Here is an 18,331-nt window from a genome sequence, read left to right as displayed (position 1 = left end):
GCTGCGGGCTTTCGGGGAGGGCGCGTCACCAGGCGTGGAGTGCGTCGTCCGGGAATTGCCCCGTCTTGACGGCCTGCACGTAGGCTTCGATGGCGCCGCGCACGCTGCCGGCCTGGGCCATGAAATCGTGCGCGAACTTCGGGTTCTTGCCGAGGTTCACGCCCAGCATGTCGTGCAGCACCAGCACCTGGCCGGCCGTGCCGCTGCCGGCGCCGATGCCGATGGTGTGGCAGCGCGGCAGGGCATCGGTCACCTCGCGCGCCAGGGTGGCGGGCACCATTTCGAGCACCAGCATGGCGGCGCCCGCGTCCTGCAGTTCGTTGGCCTGGCTGCGCAGTGCGCGCGCGGCCTCGTCGCTGCGGCCCTGGACGCGGTAGCCGCCCAGGGCATGCACGGTCTGAGGGGTCAGGCCCAGGTGCGCGCAGACCGGCACGCCGCGCTCGACCAGGAACCGGACGGTGGGTGCCGTCCAGCCACCGCCTTCGAGCTTGACCATGTGGGCTCCGGCCTGCATCAGCGTGCAGGCGCTGCGCATGGCCTGTTCGGGACTTTCCGCGTAGCTGCCGTAGGGCAGGTCGGCGATCAGCCAGGCCGTGCCCTGCACCCGGTGCAGGCCCCGCGCCACGCTGGCCGTGTGATAGGCCATGGTGTCCAGGGACACGCCCACGGTGCTGGGCAGGCCCTGGCAGACCATGCCCAGCGAATCGCCCACGAGCAGGCATTCCACTCCCGCAGCGTCGGCCACCGCGGCGAAGGTGGCGTCATAGGCCGTCAGCATGGTGATCTTCTCGCCGGCCTCGCGCATCTGCGCCAGGCGCGGCAGGCTCACGGGGCGGCGCTGCGGCAGCGGGGAGGCGGGAGGCAGAGTGCCGTAGGGCGTGGCGGCGTTGGCGGGTGTCGGCGTTGGCGCGGTCATGCAATCAATCCTCGGGAAACGCGAATGAGCCGCGAGTCTAAGCCGGCGTCCGGACCGGTCCGCCGGAGTGCTCTTCCACAGGCAGGGGACACCCCTGCTGGCGGGGGCGCGTTGCCGGTATGCTCGCGTCCCATGACGAATTTGTTTCAGCCAGCCGCCGTCCCGACCGGCGATGCGCAGTGGCAGGCCGTGGTGCACGCCGACGTGGCCCGTGCCCTGCAGGAGGACGTGGGAGCGGGCGACCTGACCGCCGCCCTGATCGATCCGGCGCGGCGTGCGCGTGCGCGCGTGCTGGCCCGCGAAGAGGCCGTGATCTGCGGCGCCCCCTGGGCCGAGGCCGCGCTGCGTGCGCTGGATCCGGGCGTGCGCCTGACCTGGCACGTGGCCGAAGGCCAGCGCTGCACGGCCGGCCAGGTGGTGCTGGAGATCGAAGGCCAGGCGCGCGCGCTGCTGAGTGCAGAGCGCACGGCGCTCAATTTCCTGCAACTGCTGTCTGCCGTGGCCACCAAGACCCGGCGCTATGTCGATGCCGTGGCGGGCACCCGCGCGCAGATCGTGGACACGCGCAAGACCCTGCCCGGACTGCGCCTGGCGCAGAAGTACGCCGTGCGCATGGGGGGAGGCACCAACCACCGCATCGGTCTGCACGACGCGGTGCTCATCAAGGAAAACCACATCGCCGCGGCGGGAGGTGTCACGGCCGTGCTGCAAGCGGCGCGTGCCGCGGCCGCGCAGGCGAAGTTCATCGAGATCGAATGCGAGACGCTGGAGCAGCTGGACGAGGCCCTGTCGGCCGGTGCCCGCATGGTGCTGCTGGACAACATGCCGCTGCCGATGCTGCATGACGCCGTGCGCCTGAATGCCGCGCATCCCGCGGGGCCGGCCATCCTGGAGATTTCCGGGGGCGTGACGCTGGAAGGCCTGCGCGCGCTGGCCGAGACGGGCGTGGACCGCATTTCCATCGGCACGCTGACCAAGGACGTGAAGGCCACCGATTTTTCGATGCGCATGCAGGATCCGGCCTGAGTCGCCCGCCGCACGTTGCATCGCGCGTTTTCCGAAACCCCAACGAGGCCCCGCAGAACCGGCCCGATAGGCACCCCGCCATGACCACCGACACCCTCGCCCTCAAGCCCGTGGAATACGAACAGCCCGCCAGCGAGGGCGGGGGCGTGTGTTCCACCCGCCACGCCTGGGCCCGCGTGCCCGCGGAGCCCCTGCCGGCCGAACGCGCCGCGCTCAAGGAGCGCATCCGCGCGCTGCTGCGCGAGAAGAACGCGGTCATGGTGTCGCACTATTACGTGCACCCCGACCTGCAGGATCTGGCGGAGGAAACCGGCGGCATCGTCAGCGATTCGCTGGAGATGGCCCGCTTCGGGCGCGACCATGCAGCGCAGACGCTGGTCGTCTCGGGGGTGCGCTTCATGGGCGAGACGGCGAAGATACTGTCGCCCGAGAAGACCGTGCTCATGCCCGACCTGGACGCCACCTGCTCGCTGGACCTAGGGTGTCCCGTGGACGCATTCAGCGCCTTCTGCGACGCGCATCCGGACCGCACCGTGGTGGTCTATGCCAACACCAGCGCCGCGGTGAAGGCGCGGGCCGACTGGCTGGTCACGTCCAGCTGCGCGCTGGAGATCGTGGGCGCACTGCATGCGGCGGGCCACAAGATCCTGTGGGCGCCCGACCGGCACCTGGGGGCCTACATCCAGCGCGAGACCGGGGCGGACATGCTGTTCTGGAACGGTGCCTGCATCGTGCACGACGAGTTCAAGGCGGCGGAACTGGAGGCGCTCAAGCGGGAGCATCCGCAGGCCCGGGTGCTGGTGCATCCGGAGAGCCCGGCCGAGGTGGTGGCCCTGGCGGATGCGGTGGGTTCCACGAGCGCGATCCTCAAGGCAGCGCGCGAGATGGACGCGCGCGAGTTCATCGTGGCCACGGACAACGGGATGATGCACAAGCTGCGTGCGCTCAATCCGGACAAGGTGTTCCACGAGGCGCCCACGGCCGGCAACAGCGCCACCTGCAAGAGCTGCGCGCACTGCCCCTGGATGGCCATGAACGGCCTGGCCGATGTGGCGCGCGTGCTGGAGACCGGCGCGAATGCGGTCCATGTCGATCCGGCGCTGATTCCGCGGGCACGCCAGCCCATCGACCGCATGCTCGCGTTCACCGCGGCGCTCAAGGGGGGGCAGCCCGCGGGCGCCCTGGTGCCGCGCATCGGCGCGGCATGACCCCTTCGGCCCGCATCGATTTCTCCACGCCGCTGGACCCGGCGGCACCGCGGCTGCGCCTGGCCTTCGCGGAGCCGCGCGAGGTGCTGGTGGCCCGCTCGCTGCAGGAGGTCCGCCCCGTGCTCGATGCGGTGGACGCTGCGGCGCGGCGGGGCGCATGGTGCGTGGGCTATCTGCGCTATGAGGCGGCGGGGGCGTTCGATGCGGCGCTCGTGACGCACCCGGCCGACGGGCCGCTGGCGTGGTTCGCGGTGTATGGCGCCCCCTTGCCGGCAGGCCGAGCGGCGGGCTGCGGCGACCTGGCTGGAGCCGGCGATGCGTCCGCGTCGGTGGAGGGCTGGAGCGGACTGGACCGCCAGGACTTCGATGGGGCCTTCGGGCGCATCCAGCAGGCCATCCGCGATGGCGAACTGTACCAGGTCAATTTCACCGCGCCGCTGAGGGGCCGGTTCGAGGGCAGCCCGGCGGCATTGTTCGGGGCCCTGCAGCGCGCGCAGCCGGAGGGATACGCCGCGCACATCGATACCGGAGGCGAGCAGGTGCTGTCGGTGTCTCCAGAACTGTTCTTCGACTGGCGTTCGGGGCCCGCGGGCGGATCGATCCTGGCCCGCCCGATGAAGGGCACGGCACCGCGGGGTGCCACCCCCGAAGCGGACGAAGCCCGGGCGGAACATCTGCGCACTGCTCCCAAGGAGCGGGCCGAGAACGTGATGATCGTGGATCTGCTGCGCAACGACCTCTCGCGCATCGCCGAGCCCCACAGCGTGCGCGTGCCTGCGCTTTTCCGCACCCAGGCGCTGCCCACCGTATGGCAGATGACGTCGGACGTGACGGCCCGCACGCGGCCGGGGCTGGGCCTCGCGGACGTGTTCGCCGCGCTGTTCCCCTGCGGGTCGGTCACGGGGGCGCCCAAGGTGCAGGCGATGCGGACCATCCGCGCGCTGGAGGCTGCGCCGCGCGGGGTGTACTGCGGGGCGCTGGGCGTGGTGCGTCCCGACGGCGCGCCTGGAGAGGGCGGTATCTCGGCCACCTTCAACGTGCCGATCCGTACCGTGGTGCTGCGTGGCGGCACAGCGGAATGCGGCATCGGCAGCGGCATCACTTCCGATGCGCAGGCGGATGCCGAATGGGACGAGTGGCGCCACAAGCGGGCCTTCGTGGAGCGGGCCAGCCAGCCTTTCGAGGTGCTGGAGACGCTGGCGCTGCAGGAAGGGGCCTTCCGCCATCGGGATGAGCACCTGGCGCGCATGGCCGGGTCCGCCGCGCATTTCGGCTTTCCCTGGGATGCCGGCCGCGTGCAGGCCTGCCTGGACGCCCTGGCGGCGGCGCATCCGCAGGGCCGGTGGCGCGCGCGGCTGCTGCTGGATGCCGCCGGACGGCCACGCGCCGAAGCGTTCGCCTGCCCGGAGGTGCCGGTGCCGGTGCGGCTGGTGCTGGCGGACCGGCCTTTCGGCGCGGCGCATGGCGAGTTCGTGCGCCACAAGACCACGCGGCGCACGCACTACGCGGCCTTCGCGCCCGCCGCGCCGGGGGTGTTCGATACGGTGCTCTGGAACGAGGCGGGGGAGATCACCGAAGGCACCTTCGGCAACATCGCGGCGCTGCTGGACGGGCGCTGGGTCACGCCGCCGCTGGACTGCGGGTTGCTGCCCGGGGTGGGGCGGGCGGTCGCGCTGCGCGAGGGGCGGCTCGTGGAGGCCGTGGTCCGGCTGGAAGACGTGCCCCGCGTGCGCGGATGGGCGTTCCTGAACAGCCTGCGGGGCTGGCTGCCCGCGGAACTGGCCTCCGGTTCCTGAGCGCGCTCACGGCGCCGGCTTCGGATCCGTGGCTGGCGGCTTCGCATCGCCGTGCATGCCTTCGCGCCGTGCCGCCTGCATGCCCCCCGCATCGGTACCCTGCCGGGGCGGACCTGTGGTTGCGGGTCGCGGCGGCCGGGCACCCGTTCCCGGCCATGCCGTACGTGCCCGCGCGGGCGTGCTCCAAAAGCGCACGTTGTGGCAGGGACCGCCGCTTTTCGATACACGACAAGGATTTCTCATGCGATCGTCTCACCAGCCCGCGGTAGCCGACAACGGTGCCGCCACGTTCCAGAGCCCGCCGCTCGATACCCATGATTTCATCCGCGCCGCTGCCCGTGCGCTGGGCATGGACAACGCCGGGATCGACCGTGCGGCGGAGGATGGCGGGTGCGCGATCGGCGACCTGCTGATCACCGTGGCGCCGCTGTCGCCTCCGCCCGGCAGGCAGGACGCGATGCCGCGGCCGGATGTGCAGGTGATGCTCACCGTGGTCATGCGGCAGCGGTTCTCCGAAATGCCGGCGCAGGATGCGTCCGCGCTGCTGTCCAACGCGCCGGGGCTGCTGGCGGGGTTCGATGCCGCGATCGGCTGCCTGCCGGAAGGCGAGGCGACCCTGCACCGCCGCGTGACCCTGCCCGCCGGGGATGCCGAAGGGCAGGCACTGGCAGCCGAAATGGTGGCCACCGCGCGCCTGGCCACCCTGGTCTTTTCCCCCGGCATCGCAGGAGGCTGACATGACCACCCGCATTTCGCGCAAAGGCTCCCCCACCGGGCCGGATGCGGCGCGCGCCACGGAGACACGGCCTGCGGATGCTCCGACCGGTCGGCCTTCTTCCGAGTCCCTGGAAGCTCCGTCCGGGCTGGCGCGGCGTGCGCCCCAGCCCCAGGGCGGCGTGGCCGGCAGGAGCAGGACCGCGGCCCTGCCGCCGCGCCCGGTGGTGGCGCGCCAGGCGGCTTCACCGGCCGGCATGCCGGCGGCAGCGCAGCGCAGGGCCGCGGCCGGCTCCGCCGACGGCACCCGGCTGCTCGCCGCCCTGCGACAGGACCTGTCGATGCCGGGCCGCCAGGAGGCCGCCCATGGCGAGGCGATCCGGCACGGACAGGCGGCGCTCGCCGGCCTGGACCGGTCGCTGCCTTCCGATCTTGCGGCTGCGCGCCAGGGTGCCGAGCAGGCCGCGCTGGCATTCGGCGCCCTGCATGGCGCTGGCAGGATGCCGGACGCAGCCGTGGAGGCATTGCTGGATGGCGCGGCCAGCCGGCGTGCCGAGGCGATGATCGGTGCCATGGCGCCGCTTCCGCCCTTGCCGTTCGAGCCGATCGACGAGCGTGCGATCGTGCCGGATGCCATGGTGCACGGGATGAACGCGCTGGAGCCGGCCTCCGGGACGGCGCTGCGCGAGCGGGCCCGTTCCCTGCAGGAGGACATCACGACGCCGGGCAGCGACGGCAATGTGCTGGCCGCGCAGATCGCCCTGGGGGCCGTGGCCCGCGGCGGGCATGCAGAGGCCGGCCGCCACGTGGGCGCTGCGCTGGTCTTGCGCCTGCAGGCGTCCACCCTGCCGGTGCCGGACCTGGGCGTGCTGCACGCGGCCGTATCGTCGGGGGCCGTCCGTGGGCAGGCCGTCCTGGCGAAGGTGATGGAAACCGCCGTGGCCGCGCCGCTCTTCATGGCAGAGCCCGCGGCGGGGGATGCGGCGGCGCATGCGCCGAGCCCCGTGCAGGGCCTGATGGCGCGGCGTGCCGCGCAATCGGTGGGCCGCTCGTCCGCCGCGATGGCGGAACTGGCCCGGTCCGTTTCGGCTGCCGGTTCGCTGCCGCAGGCGCGCGCCCTGGCGGAAGATGCGCCGGAGCGCGGGACCCTGCAGCGCAGTGGCCGCGCCGTCGGCCAGTCGATCGGTGCCTTCCAGGCCATCGCATCGATGATGCGGCCCGTGGCCGGCTGATCCTGCGGCCGGAAAGGCTACTTCAGAGCTTTTCCTTCACGTAGGACGCACGGTCCATGTCCACGATCTCGACGCTGAGCTGGACCATCACCCCGGCAGGCCTGGGCGTGTGTTCGCGCAGGACCGCGCCGACACGGCCGGCGAGGTCCTGCTTGGCCTCGGGCGTGCGGCCGGAGAGCAGGCGCAGTTGCGCATGGACGAAGGCGCGCCCGGCCGGCTGGGTGCCGATGGCGAATCGCTCGGCGGTGGCGAAGCGGCTCTTGAGGTCGGATTCGGCCAGGATTTCGGGGCTGGAGGTGAGAGAGGCATTGACCGCCTCCAGCACCTGCGCTTCGGGGAACGGGCGCAGGTTGTCGCTGTATTCGATGACGAGATGGGGCATGGCGTCGCAGGGGCTTTGAAGGAAGGGGACGGAAAAGGGTCAGCCGCGCGGGCGTGCCAGGTCGAGCACGCAGCCGTCGCCGACGGCCTCGCGCCACACCCGCACCCGGCTGGGCGGCGGATCGAGGTCGCCGAGCGCGTCGGCGATGAACACGCAGAGATTCTCCAGCGTGGCGGGGCCCAGGCCCGGCACTTCGTCGAGGAGGTGGTGGTCCAGGCGCTCGCGCAGCTGGGCGCAGCGCGCGCGCAGATGGCCCAGGTCGATCACCATGCCCGTGGCAGGATGGCGCGGGCCGGTGACGGAAATCTCCGCGTGGTAGGTGTGGCCGTGGATGCGGCGGCTGCCTTCGGCTTCGATTTCGCGCTGCAGCGTGTGCGCGGCGTCGAAGAAGAAGCGTTGGTGGACGGTGAACAGCATGGTCGGGAGACGAAGGCGAAAGGGGCGCCGCTTCAGCGGATGCCCGTGAGTTTGTGGGTCTGCAGGCTCAGGCGCCAGGCGGGCTGCTCCATGCAGGCGGCGATGCACAGGCCGGTGTTCGCGGCCTGCTCGGGCCCGTCCATGGGTTGCAGGAATCGGTGCTCGAAGTGCGTGGTGCTTTCGAGTTCCGCAAGGTCGAAGCCGGGCTGGGGCCAGACCAGCTTGAGTTCCTGGCCCGCGCGCTGCACCCAGGGCGTGCCGGCCTTGGGGCTCACGCAGAGCCAGTCGATGCCGGGCGGGGCGGCGACGGTGCCGTTGCTTTCCACCGCGATCCGGAAGCCCCGGGCGTGCAGCGCGCCGATGAGCGGGGTGTCGAGCTGCAGCAGCGGCTCGCCGCCGGTCAGCACCACCAGCCGGTGGTCGGCGTCGTGTGCCGGCCATTGCGCGGCGATCACGTCGGCCAGAGCGTCGGCCTGCGCGTACTTGCCGCCCAGCGTGCCATCGGTGCCGACGAAATCGGTATCGCAGAAACGGCACACCGCGGTGCTCCGGTCTTCCTCGCGTCCGCTCCAGAGGTTGCAGCCGGCGAAGCGGCAGAACACGGCGGGCATGCCGGCCTGGCCGCCTTCGCCCTGCAGGGTGTAGAAGATCTCCTTGACGCTGTAGGTCATGCGGCGGCCTCCTGGGGCAGTGTGGATCGGGCAGTGGGGGCGATGTCGGCCAGTGCATCCACGAGCCGTGCCACGTCCGCCTCGGTGTGGGCTGCCGAGAGGGCGATGCGCAGCCGCGCCGTGCCCTCCGGCACCGTCGGCGGCCGGATCGCGGGCACCCAGAGGCCGCGCGCGCGCAGCGCTTCCATGGCGGCCAGAGCTTCGTCGTTGGCACCGATCACGAGCGCCTGGACGGCCGTGCGCGACGTGCCCAGTTCCCAGTGCGTGTCCTGCAGCACGGGCGCGAGGCCCGCGCGCAGCTGCGCGATGCGGGCATCGAGATGGGCGCGCAGGGCATCCCCGCGCTCGATGAGGCCGAGGCTGGCCTGGAGCGTGCGCGCCAGCAGCGCGGGTGCGGCAGTGGCGAAGATGTAGCTGCGCGTTTTCTGCAGCAGCCATTCGATGAGGACTTCGCTGCCGGCCACGAAGGCCCCGGCGGCGCCTGCCGCCTTGCCCAGCGTGGCCATGTAGAGTACGCGCTGCGATGCCCGCTGCCCGGTCAGGCCCGCCTCGGCGAGGGCGCCGCGGCCCTGCGGGCCGAGCACGCCGAAGCCGTGGGCATCGTCGAGCAGCAGGAGGGCGTCATGGCGCTCGCAGAGGGCATGCAGCGTGCGGATGTCGGCCACGTCGCCGTCCATGCTGAAGACGGCATCGCTGACCACGAGCTTGCGCCGTGCGGGACTGGCCGCGAGCAGTGCCTCCAGCGCGGCAAGGTTGCCGTGGGGGTAGCGGTGGATGGTGGCGCGAGAAAGGCGTGCCCCGTCGATCAGGCAGGCGTGGTTCAGCGCATCCGAGAAAATCGCGTCGCCCGCGCCCACGAGCGCCGGCACGATGCCGATGTTGGTCGCGTAGCCGGCGTAGAAGTAGAGCGCCCGGGGCAGTTGCACGAAGCGCGCGAGGTCGGCCTCGAGCGCGGCATTGGCCTGGCTGTGGCCGCTCACCAGCGGCGAACCGCCCGATCCCACGCCGAATTCCCGCGCGCCCGCACAGGCGGCATCGGTGAGCGCGGGATGGCCGGCCAGCCCCAGGTAGTCGTTGCTGCAGAAGGCCAGCATGGGCAGCCCGTCCACGTCCAGGTGTGCACCCTGCAGCGGCCGCACCGCGCGCCGGCGGCGGCGCAGGTGGACGGCGTCGAGTTCCGCCAGGCGGGCGGGCAGTTCGTCGAGCCAGGAGGGGGCGAAGGGAAAGGTCGTCATGCGGAAGGCGTGGTCCAGGAGTCGGGCAGCGTGAACGGCGTGGCGCGCGGGTCGGGCTGTGGCTGGTGGGGGATGTCGGCGAGCAGGGGCGCCTGCAGGCGCTGGCGCAGCCAGGCGATATTGTCCTCCGCGGCCAGCATGGCAGGGTCGATGCGGCTGGCGATCCAGCCGGCGAGGGGCAATCCGCGCGCGCGGATGGCATCGGCCGTGAGCGCCGCGTGGCTGAGGCAACCCAGGCGCAGGCCCACGACGAGCACCACGGGCAGGCCGAGTGCCTGGGCCAGGTCGGCGCCGGTTTCCGTGTCCGAGAGGGGCACGTGGAAGCCGCCGGCCCCTTCCACCACGACGGCATCGGCCTGTGCGGCGAGCGCGCCATAGGCATGCACGATGGCGGCGATGTCGATGCGCGTGCCCGCACGCCGCGCGGCGATGTGCGGCGAGAGCGGATCGGGCAGCAGCACGGGGTTGTCCAGCGCGGGCGCCACCTGGATCGTGGATGTGGCGCGCAGCGCGAGCACGTCCTCGTTGGCGAGCACGCCGCCGGGCCCGATGGGTTCCGCGCCCGCGGCGATGGCCTTCATGCCGACCACGCGCGCATGGTGGCGCGCGAGCGCGTGCAGCAGGCCGGCGCTGGCCAGGGTCTTGCCCACGCCGGTGTCGGTGCCGGTGACGAAGCAGCCGATCATGGCAGGCTCCCTTCGGCGGCCGGCGCCGTGGCGGGCGCGCCGTCTTCTTCGGCCAGCGTGGCGTCCAGCGCCGCGAGCGCCTGCCGGCCCAGGTGCGCGATGGCGTCGTCGTCCAGCACGTAGGGCGGCATGGCGTAGAGGGTGCGGCCGATGGGCCGCAGCAGCAGGCCGCGCGCCATCGCGTGGCGGTGGTAGCGGCGCGCGAAGTCGGCGGCCGTGCCTTCCACGTCCCAGGCCCAGAGCATGCCGAGGTGGCGGGCGTGCCGCACGCGCGGATGTGCCGAGAGCGGTGCGAAGGCCGCGTGGAACAGCGGTGCGCGCCGTGCGTTGCGCGCCAGCGCATCGGTCTGCGCGAACAGGTCGAGCGTGGCCAGCGCCGCGCGGCAGGCGAGCGGGTTGCCGGTGTAGGAGTGCGAATGCAGGAAGCCGCGCGCCACGTCGTCGTCGTAGAACGCGGCATATACCGCATCGGTGGTGAGCACGGCCGAGAGCGGCAGGGTGCCGCCCGTCAGGCCCTTGGAGAGGCAGATGAAGTCCGGCCGGATGCCCGCCTGCTGGTGCGCGAACATCGTGCCGGTGCGGCCGAAGCCGGTCGCGATCTCGTCCACGACGAGGTGCACGCCATGGTGGTCGCACAGCGCGCGGGCCTGCCGCAGGTATTCGGCGTCGTGCATCGCCATGCCGGCGGCGCACTGCACGAGTGGCTCCACGATGAGCGCGGCGGTGGTGGCATGGTGTTCCTCCAGCCAGGCCTGCAGCGCGGCAGCGGCGCGGCGCGCCACGGCGGCGGCGTCCTCTCCGGCCACGGCGTTGCGCGCGTCGGGGCTGGGCACGGTGGCGCCCAGGCGCACGAGGGGCGCGTAGGCTTCGCGGAACAGGCCGATGTCGGTCACCGCGAGCGCGCCCACGGTCTCCCCGTGGTAGCCGCCTGCCAGGCCGATGAACCGGCATTTCTCCGGACGGCCGTGGTTGCGCCAGAAATGCGCGCTCATCTTGAGCGCGATCTCCGTGGCGGCCGAGCCGTCGCTGCCGTAGAACGCATGTCCGAGCCCGGTGAGCGCGCAGAGGCGCTCGGAGAGCTCCACCACCGGCGCGTGCGTGAAGCCCGCCAGCATCACGTGGTCCAGCCGCGCCAGCTGGTCGGCGATGGCCTCGCGGATGTGCGGATGCCCGTGGCCGAAAAGGTTGACCCACCACGAACTGATGCCGTCCAGGTAGCGGCGGCCGTCTTCGCCTTCCAGCCAGGGGCCGGCCGCGCGGGCGATGGCCACGGGTGGATCGGCCTCGTGGCGCTTCATCTGGGTGCAGGGATGCCACACGCTGGCGATGCTGCGGGCGGCGAGGGGGTTGTCGTCTCGGACCATGCGTCTCCAGGAACGAAAAAAAGGGCCGGCGCCGGTCAGCGGACCGGCGGCACGAGGAGGGTGGGGGCCGCGGGCGCGGCCATGGCGGGCCAGTCGCGGCTGTAGTGCAGGCCGCGGCTTTCGCGCCGCTGCTGGGCCGAGCGCACGATGAGTTCGGCCACCTGCACGAGGTTGCGCAGCTCCAGCAGGTCGCGGCAGACATGGAAGTTCGCGTAGAACTCGGCGATTTCCGCCTGCAGCAGCGCAATGCGGTGCGCGGCACGCTCCAGGCGCTTGTCGGTGCGAACGATGCCCACGTAGTCCCACATGAAGCGGCGCAGCTCGTCCCAGTTGTGCGAGATGACCACGCGCTCGTCGGCATCGGTCACGCGGCTGTCGTCCCAGGCGGGGAGCGCCGGCACCGCTGCACCGCCGCCGGGCGCGGCCATGATCGCATCGGCCGCCGCGCGCGCGAACACCATGCACTCCACCAGCGAGTTGCTCGCCAGGCGGTTGGCGCCGTGCAGGCCGGTGCAGGCGGTCTCGCCGATGGCATGCAGGCCCGCGAGGTCGGTGCGCCCCGCGAGGTCGGTGAGCACGCCGCCGCAGGTGTAGTGGGCGGCGGGCACCACGGGGATGGGCTGGCGCGTGATGTCGATGCCCAGTTCCGCGCAGCGCGCGAGGATGGTCGGGAAGTGCGCCTGCAGGAATTCCGGGCTCTGGTGCGAGATGTCCAGGTGCACGCAGTCGAGACCGTGGGTCTTCATCTCGAAGTCGATGGCCCGGGCGACCACGTCGCGCGGTGCGAGTTCGGCCCGCTCGTCGTGCGCCGGCATGAAGCGCGTGCCGTCGGGCCGCAGCAGGCGCCCGCCCTCGCCGCGCACCGCTTCGCTGATCAGGAACGACTTGGCCTGCGGATGGTAGAGGCAGGTGGGATGGAACTGGATGAATTCCATGTTCTGCACCCGGCAGCCTGCGCGCCACGCGGCGGCGATGCCGTCGCCCGTGGCCGTGTCCGGGTTGCTGGTGTAGAGGTACACCTTGCCCGCGCCCCCCGTCGCCAGCACGGTATGCGGTGCGCGGAAGGTGTGCACGGTGTCGGTGGCCTCGTCGAGCGCGTAGAGCCCCAGGCAGCGCTGCGGGCCGGGCAGGCCGAGCTTGCGGGCGGTGATCAGGTCCACCAGCGTGTGCTCTTCCAGCAGGGTGATGCCGGGTGTGGCGCGCACCGCGTCCAGCAGGGTGCGCTGCACGGCCGCGCCGGTGGCATCGGTGGCATGCACGATGCGCCGGGCGCCATGGCCGCCTTCACGCGTCAGGTGCAGCCGGCCCGGCGCCTCCTCGGAAAACGGCACGCCCAGGGTCTGCAGCCACTGGATGGCCTGTGGTGCGCCCTCGACCACGGCACGGGTGGCGGCGAGATCGCACAGCCCCGCGCCCGCCACGAGCGTGTCCTGCACGTGGGCATCGAAGGTGTCGCCCTCGGCCAGCACGGCGGCGATGCCGCCCTGGGCCCAGCCGCTGGCGCCGTCGCCCAGCCCCCGCTTGGTGAGCACGGCCACGCGGTGCGTGGGGGCGAGGTGCAGCGCGGTGGACAGGCCTGCGAGGCCGCTGCCGATGATGAGTACGTCGTAGTCGAAGGAGGCCATGCGGATGCGGTTCGGAAGGGATGGAAGTCGAAGGGGCCGCTGTCCGCCGCAAGGCGGTGCCGCGGCGGCGGTTCACACCGGGGTGTAGGCCAGGCGCACGTAGATGGGTGCGAAGGCTTCCGCCTGGGTGATCTCGATCAGCGTTTCCTTGCCCAGCTCCAGCAGGGCGATGAAGGTCACCACGAGCACCGTGGAGCCTTTGGAGGGGTCGAACAGTTCCTCGAACTCGACGAAGCGCCGGCCCTGCAGCGTCTTGAGCACGGCGCTCATGTACTCGCGCACGCTCAGCTCTTCGCGGGTGATGCGGTGGTGCTGCACGAGTTTCGCGCGCTTGAGGATGTCGCGCCAGGCCTCCTGCAGGTCGGCCACATGGACATCGGGAAACCGCTGCACCAGGCTCTGCTCGATGTGGACCTGCGCGCGCAGGAAATCGCGTCCGTACTGCGGAGCGCTGCCCAGGTTGGCCGCCGCGAGCTTGATCTGCTCGTATTCCAGCAGCCGGCGCACCAGTTCGGCGCGCGGGTCTTCCGGCTCCTGCGCGCCTTCCTGCTTCTTGGGCGGCAGCAGCATGCGCGACTTGATCTCGATGAGCATCGCCGCCATCAGCAAGTACTCGGCCGCCAGTTCCAGGTTGCGGCTGCGGATCTCGTCCACGTAGCCGAGGTACTGCCGCGTGACATCCAGCATCGGGATGTCGAGGATGTTGAAGTTCTGCTTGCGGATGAGGTAGAGCAGCAGGTCCAGCGGCCCCTCGAAGGCCTCCAGGAACACTTCCAGCGCATCGGGAGGGATGTAGAGGTCCTGCGGCAGGGCGAACAGGGGCTCTCCGTAGAGCCGGGCCACGGCATCGCCGGCGGCGTCCTGCGCAGCGTCACCGGCGTGCGGCGGGGAGTCCACGGTGTCAGCGCTCATGCGCTGCCTTCATCCGGCTGGGCCGGGCCGTCCGCCGATCGATGGCATGCCGGCCGTTCCATGGGCTGTGCGGTCAGCCCTGCGTCTGGTACACGTAGGGCTTCTGGGCCACGCGGGCTTCGCCGTATTCCTCCCAGATGTCGCGGTCCACCTGCTTGTCCCACAGCAGGGCGCGGCCCGCCACCTGCTGGGCGTCGAGTTCGGGCCGGTCGGACTTGAGCTTCTGGATGAACTGGGTGGCGTCGGACTGGTAGTCGGGGCGGCGGAAGAAGGACATGGCAGGCGAATCGGAGTCTTTGTAACAACCGGAGATTTTACCGGGGGCCGGACGCGGCTACCATTTCCGGCTGGTGTTCCCCGCCGCTCCGGTGGCCGGGGCCGCACGTCACCCTGCATTCCGCGCCTGGCGCGTGCTCGCCTTTTCCCCCTTATCGATGACGCTTGTCCTGTCCCCTGCATCCCCACCCCATTCCCTGACCCTGTCCGGCCTTCCCGGGCCTGCCTCCCCCGCACGCCGCCGCGCGCTGGCCGTCGCCGCCGCGGGCGGCGCGGCGCTCTGGCTGCTTGCCGCCTGCGACCCCCAGCGCATCAGCGAACTGGAAGAGGGCGTCTCGACCGAGGCCGACGTGCGCGCCCGCTTCGGCGAGCCGGAGCGCATCTGGGACGAGCCCGGCGGCGCGCGCACGCTCGAATACAACCGCCAGCCCGCCGGGCACCAGAACTACATGATCACCATCGGCCCCGATGGCCGCATGAGCGCGCTGCGCCAGGTGCTCGCACCGCACGTGTTCGAGACCATCGTCCCCGGCATGCTCATGGAGGAGGTGCGCCGCCGCCTCGGCAAGCCGGCGAAGATGATGACCTTCGAACGCAAGGGCGAGACGGTCTGGGACTGGCGCTGGAACGATGGCGGCACCCAGCCCATGGTGTTCACCGTGACCTTCGACCTCCGCGGGCGCGTGCTGCGCAGCGGCAGCACGGCCGAGCTGCAGGACGGCCGCTGAGCCCGCGCGGTGGAGGTGCCGCAGCAAGCCGCTGGCCCGCCGCTTGCATGCCTTCTGCACATCCACTTCTGCACCTCCCGCCGCTCCTGCCTGCCATGCCGTCCACGCCGCCCGACCCCATTCCGGTTCCCGTTCCTTCGCTGCGGCATGGCCGCTACGAGGATGCCCAGGCGCTGGTCGCGGGCACCCTGTTCGTGGCCATGGCCCTGATGCTGTTCGGGCAGGCCGGGCTGCTCATCGGGAGCACGGCCGGCATCGCGTTCCTGCTGCACTACCTGACGGATGTGTCCTTCGGCAAGCTGTTCTTCGCCGTCAACCTGCCCTTCTACTGGTTCGCCTGGACCCGCATGGGGCGGGAGTTCACCATCAAGACCTTCCTGAGCGTGGCCCTGCTGTCGCTGCTCACCGAAATGTTTCCGCACGTGATGCACGTGGACTACCTCGATCCGCTGTTCGCTGCGGTGCTGGGCGGCCTGCTCCTGGGCACGGGTTGCCTGTTCCTGGCCCGGCACAAGTCCAGCCTGGGCGGGGCCACCATCGTCGCGCTGTACCTGCAGAACCGGCACGGCATCCGTGCGGGCAAGGTGCAGATGGCCATCGACTGCACCGTGCTGGCGCTGGCCCTGTTCGTGGTGCCGCCCGAGCGCGTGGGCTATTCGGTGCTGGCGGCGGTGGTGATGAGCGTGTTCCTCTGGATCAGCCACCGGCCGGGGCGCTACGTGGGGGAATAGGGCGCGACGGGATACGGCGCTGCCGGGGCGGCCTGTACCGGGGCCGGGCGGATCGACTCGCGGATGTGGATGCCGCTGTTGTCGGAGTCGCCGCCCGTGACGGCATCCGCCGCCATGCCCACGCCCTTGCCGACGATCTTCACCGTGCCGATGGCCGCATCGGCCGCGAGGCCCACGGCGCTCGCGGTGACGCCGACGGCCGTGGAGGCCACGCTCACCACCGTGCAGCCGGCGAGCATGGCCAGTGCTGCCGGCAAGGCCAGCCGCAGCAGGGCGCACGGCCCGTGTGGTCGGACGGACATGGTCGTCTCGTCAGCGGACCCGCATGCCCGGGGTCGCCCCCGGCCACGGATTCAGCACATGGATGCCCGGGTGCGCCTTCTCGTCGCCGTGGCTGGCCGCGAGCACCATGCCTTCGGAGACGCCGAACTTCATCTTGCGCGGAGCCAGGTTGGCGACCATCACGGTCAGTTTGCCCACGAGTTCCTCGGGGCGGTAGGCGCTCGCGATGCCGGAAAAGACGTTGCGGTGGCGGCCTTCGCCCACGTCGAGCGTGAGGCGCAGCAGCTTGGTGGAGCCTTCGACCGGCTCGCAGTTCACGATCAGTGCGATGCGCAGGTCGATCTTCGCGAAGTCGTCGATGGTGATGGTGGGAGCAATCGTTTCGCCGCCCGGTGCGTCCGCTCCGGCATCGGCATCGGCTGCGGCTGCCGCTGCGGGCGCGGCAGCCGCAGCCGGGGGCTCGAACAGCGCCTCGAGCTGCTTGATGTCCACGCGCTGCATCAGGTGCTGGTAGGCACCGATGGCGTGGCCCTCGCCCAGCAGGGCGGGCGCATCGGCGAACGTGAGTGGCTGGACGTTCAGGAACGCCTCCACCTGTGCCGCCAGGGCCGGCAGCACGGGCTTGAGGTAGAGCGTGAGCAGGCGGAAGGCCTCGATGCAGGTGGTGCAGGCGGCCTGCAGCGCGGCCTCCTGGCCTTCCTGCTTGGCGAGTTCCCAGGGCTTGCGCGCATCCACGTACTCGTTCACGCGGTCGGCCAGCAGCATGGTCTCGCGCACGGCACGTGCGGTGTCGCGCCGCTCGTAGGCCTCGGCGATGGCGCCGGCCTGTGCGCGCAGGGCATCGAGCAGCGCCGCGCCGTCGGCATCGGGCGTGCCGAGCTTGCCGCCGAAGCGCTTGGTGAGGAAGCCCGCGGCGCGGCTCGCGATGTTCACGAACTTGCCGATCAGGTCGCTGTTGACCCGCGCCATGAAGTCCTCGGCGTTGAAGTCGATGTCCTCGTTGCGGCCGTTGAGCTTGGCCGCGAGGTAGTAGCGCAGCCACTCGGCGTTCATCCCCAGGCCCAGGTACTTGAGCGGGTCGAGACCTGTGCCGCGGCTCTTGCTCATCTTCTCGCCGTTGTTCACGGTGAGGAAACCGTGCACGAAGACCGCATCCGGCGTCTTGCGGCCGCTGAATTTCAGCATCGCGGGCCAGAACAGCGTGTGGAAGGTGACGATGTCCTTGCCGATGAAGTGGTACTGCTCCAGCTGTGGATCGGCCACGTAGTCGTCGTAGCTCTGGCCGCGCTTTTCGAGCAGGTTCTTGAGCGAGGCGAGGTAGCCCACGGGCGCGTCCAGCCAGACGTAGAAGTACTTGCCCGGGGCGTCGGGGATCTCGATGCCGAAATAGGGCGCGTCGCGGCTGATGTCCCAGTCGCCCAGGCCTTCGCTGGTGGTGCCGTCGGGGTTGGTGCGCACCGAGAACCATTCCTTGACCTTGTTGGCCACCTCGGGCTGCAGGCGGCCGTCCTGCGTCCATTCCTGCAGGAAGGCCACGCAGCGCGGGTCGGAGAGCTGGAAGAAGAAGTGGTCGGAGCTTTTCAGCACCGGCTTGGCGCCGGAGAGGGCGGAGTAGGGCTCGATCAGGTCGGTGGGCGCGTACACCGCGCCGCAGTTCTCGCAGTTGTCGCCGTACTGGTCCCTGGCGTGGCAGCGCGGGCATTCACCCTTGATGAAGCGGTCCGGCAGGAACATGTTCTTCTCGGGGTCGAAGAACTGCTCGATGGTGCGCGTCTCGATGAGGCCCGCGGCCTGCAGATCGCGGTAGATCTGCCGGGCGAGCTCGTGGTTCTCGGGCGCGTCCGTGCTGTGCCAGTTGTCGAAGCGGATGTGGAAGCCCTCCAGGTAGGGCTTGCGGCCCGCGGCGATGTCGGCCACGAACTGCTGCGGCGTCTTGCCGGCCTTCTCGGCGGCGATCATGATCGGTGCGCCGTGCGTGTCGTCCGCGCCGACGAAGTTCACCTCCGCGCCCTGCATGCGTTGGAACCGCACCCAGATGTCGGCCTGGATGTATTCCATGATGTGGCCGATGTGAAAGTTGCCGTTGGCGTACGGCAGGGCGGTGGTGACGAAGATCTTGCGTGCGGGCAT

At 71.2% G+C, this 18,331-nt stretch carries 19 protein-coding genes; 7 read left to right on the top strand and 12 right to left on the bottom strand.

The features are described from left to right. Positions 1-25: 25 nt before the first annotated feature. Complete coding sequence (gene panB, locus ACGHC0_RS19660) at positions 26-916, bottom strand: 3-methyl-2-oxobutanoate hydroxymethyltransferase (protein ID WP_368352561.1); 891 nt, start codon at positions 914-916, stop codon at positions 26-28. 132 nt (positions 917-1,048) lie between these two features. Between panB and nadC the strand changes: the two genes are divergently transcribed. The 5 genes from nadC (at position 1,049) to ACGHC0_RS19635 (ending at position 6,892) form a co-directional block, all read left to right on the top strand. After that, a complete protein-coding gene (gene nadC / locus ACGHC0_RS19655; RefSeq protein WP_368352560.1) occupies positions 1,049-1,942 on the top strand; it encodes a carboxylating nicotinate-nucleotide diphosphorylase in 894 nt (297 codons plus the stop codon). Between the two features lie 80 nt (positions 1,943-2,022). Next, on the top strand, positions 2,023-3,150 hold the full coding sequence (nadA, locus tag ACGHC0_RS19650) for a quinolinate synthase NadA (protein WP_368352559.1): 1,128 nt from the start codon (positions 2,023-2,025) through the stop codon (positions 3,148-3,150). Further along, positions 3,147-4,946: a chorismate-binding protein gene (locus tag ACGHC0_RS19645; protein ID WP_368352558.1), complete on the top strand. Its 1,800-nt coding sequence runs from the start codon at positions 3,147-3,149 to the stop codon at positions 4,944-4,946. The genes nadA and ACGHC0_RS19645 overlap by 4 nt, the downstream gene beginning before the upstream one ends. A 241-nt stretch (positions 4,947-5,187) precedes the next feature. Further along, the gene (locus ACGHC0_RS19640) at positions 5,188-5,682 is read left to right on the top strand and encodes a hypothetical protein (RefSeq protein ID WP_368352557.1); all 495 of its coding nucleotides are present in this window, start codon (positions 5,188-5,190) and stop codon (positions 5,680-5,682) included. Position 5,683: 1 nt separating this feature from the next. Further along, on the top strand, positions 5,684-6,892 hold the full coding sequence (locus ACGHC0_RS19635; protein ID WP_368352556.1) for a hypothetical protein: 1,209 nt from the start codon (positions 5,684-5,686) through the stop codon (positions 6,890-6,892). Between the two features lie 22 nt (positions 6,893-6,914). Here ACGHC0_RS19635 and ACGHC0_RS19630 read toward each other — a convergent pair whose 3' ends face one another. From ACGHC0_RS19630 to ACGHC0_RS19590, 9 genes are all read right to left on the bottom strand, one after another. Then, entirely contained in the window at positions 6,915-7,274 is a 360-nt protein-coding gene (locus ACGHC0_RS19630) for a 5-carboxymethyl-2-hydroxymuconate Delta-isomerase (protein WP_368352555.1), read from the bottom strand. Between the two features lie 39 nt (positions 7,275-7,313). Next, positions 7,314-7,691, bottom strand: a complete 378-nt coding sequence (locus tag ACGHC0_RS19625) for a 6-pyruvoyl trahydropterin synthase family protein (RefSeq protein WP_019702023.1) — start codon at positions 7,689-7,691, stop codon at positions 7,314-7,316. 32 nt (positions 7,692-7,723) lie between these two features. Then, the gene (queE, locus tag ACGHC0_RS19620) at positions 7,724-8,362 is read right to left on the bottom strand and encodes a 7-carboxy-7-deazaguanine synthase (protein WP_368352554.1); all 639 of its coding nucleotides are present in this window, start codon (positions 8,360-8,362) and stop codon (positions 7,724-7,726) included. Beyond that, entirely contained in the window at positions 8,359-9,597 is a 1,239-nt protein-coding gene (gene bioF / locus ACGHC0_RS19615; protein ID WP_368352553.1) for an 8-amino-7-oxononanoate synthase, read from the bottom strand. Before bioF ends, queE begins: the two co-directional genes overlap by 4 nt. Further along, the gene (bioD, locus tag ACGHC0_RS19610) at positions 9,594-10,283 is read right to left on the bottom strand and encodes a dethiobiotin synthase (protein ID WP_368352552.1); all 690 of its coding nucleotides are present in this window, start codon (positions 10,281-10,283) and stop codon (positions 9,594-9,596) included. The genes bioF and bioD overlap by 4 nt, the downstream gene beginning before the upstream one ends. Continuing rightward, positions 10,280-11,647 (bottom strand): adenosylmethionine--8-amino-7-oxononanoate transaminase, encoded by a 1,368-nt coding sequence (bioA, locus tag ACGHC0_RS19605; RefSeq protein ID WP_368352551.1) that lies wholly within the window; start codon positions 11,645-11,647, stop codon positions 10,280-10,282. The genes bioD and bioA overlap by 4 nt, the downstream gene beginning before the upstream one ends. 35 nt (positions 11,648-11,682) lie before the next feature. Next, positions 11,683-13,272: an L-aspartate oxidase gene (gene nadB, locus ACGHC0_RS19600; protein WP_368352550.1), complete on the bottom strand. Its 1,590-nt coding sequence runs from the start codon at positions 13,270-13,272 to the stop codon at positions 11,683-11,685. Between the two features lie 72 nt (positions 13,273-13,344). Continuing rightward, entirely contained in the window at positions 13,345-14,184 is an 840-nt protein-coding gene (locus tag ACGHC0_RS19595) for a segregation and condensation protein A (protein ID WP_368352549.1), read from the bottom strand. Between the two features lie 73 nt (positions 14,185-14,257). After that, a complete protein-coding gene (locus ACGHC0_RS19590; protein ID WP_019701695.1) occupies positions 14,258-14,461 on the bottom strand; it encodes a DUF3460 family protein in 204 nt (67 codons plus the stop codon). A gap of 157 nt (positions 14,462-14,618) precedes the next feature. Between ACGHC0_RS19590 and ACGHC0_RS19585 the strand changes: the two genes are divergently transcribed. After that, positions 14,619-15,188: an outer membrane protein assembly factor BamE gene (locus tag ACGHC0_RS19585; protein ID WP_368352548.1), complete on the top strand. Its 570-nt coding sequence runs from the start codon at positions 14,619-14,621 to the stop codon at positions 15,186-15,188. Between the two features lie 95 nt (positions 15,189-15,283). Continuing rightward, entirely contained in the window at positions 15,284-15,919 is a 636-nt protein-coding gene (locus tag ACGHC0_RS19580; RefSeq protein ID WP_415266515.1) for a YitT family protein, read from the top strand. Here the strand turns inward: ACGHC0_RS19580 and ACGHC0_RS19575 are convergent. Together ACGHC0_RS19575 and metG are read right to left on the bottom strand one after the other, a co-directional pair. Beyond that, positions 15,904-16,221 (bottom strand): hypothetical protein, encoded by a 318-nt coding sequence (locus ACGHC0_RS19575; RefSeq protein WP_368352546.1) that lies wholly within the window; start codon positions 16,219-16,221, stop codon positions 15,904-15,906. The two genes, ACGHC0_RS19580 and ACGHC0_RS19575, sit on opposite strands and share 16 nt — an antisense overlap. 10 nt (positions 16,222-16,231) lie before the next feature. Continuing rightward, positions 16,232-18,331: a methionine--tRNA ligase gene (gene metG, locus ACGHC0_RS19570; protein ID WP_368352545.1), complete on the bottom strand. Its 2,100-nt coding sequence runs from the start codon at positions 18,329-18,331 to the stop codon at positions 16,232-16,234.

Source organism: Acidovorax sacchari (assembly GCF_042847045.1).
Lineage (GTDB): Bacteria > Pseudomonadota > Gammaproteobacteria > Burkholderiales > Burkholderiaceae_C > Paracidovorax > Paracidovorax sacchari.
The sequence above is the reverse complement of the archived record's forward strand: the minus strand, read 5'-3'. Positions and strand labels throughout refer to the sequence as shown.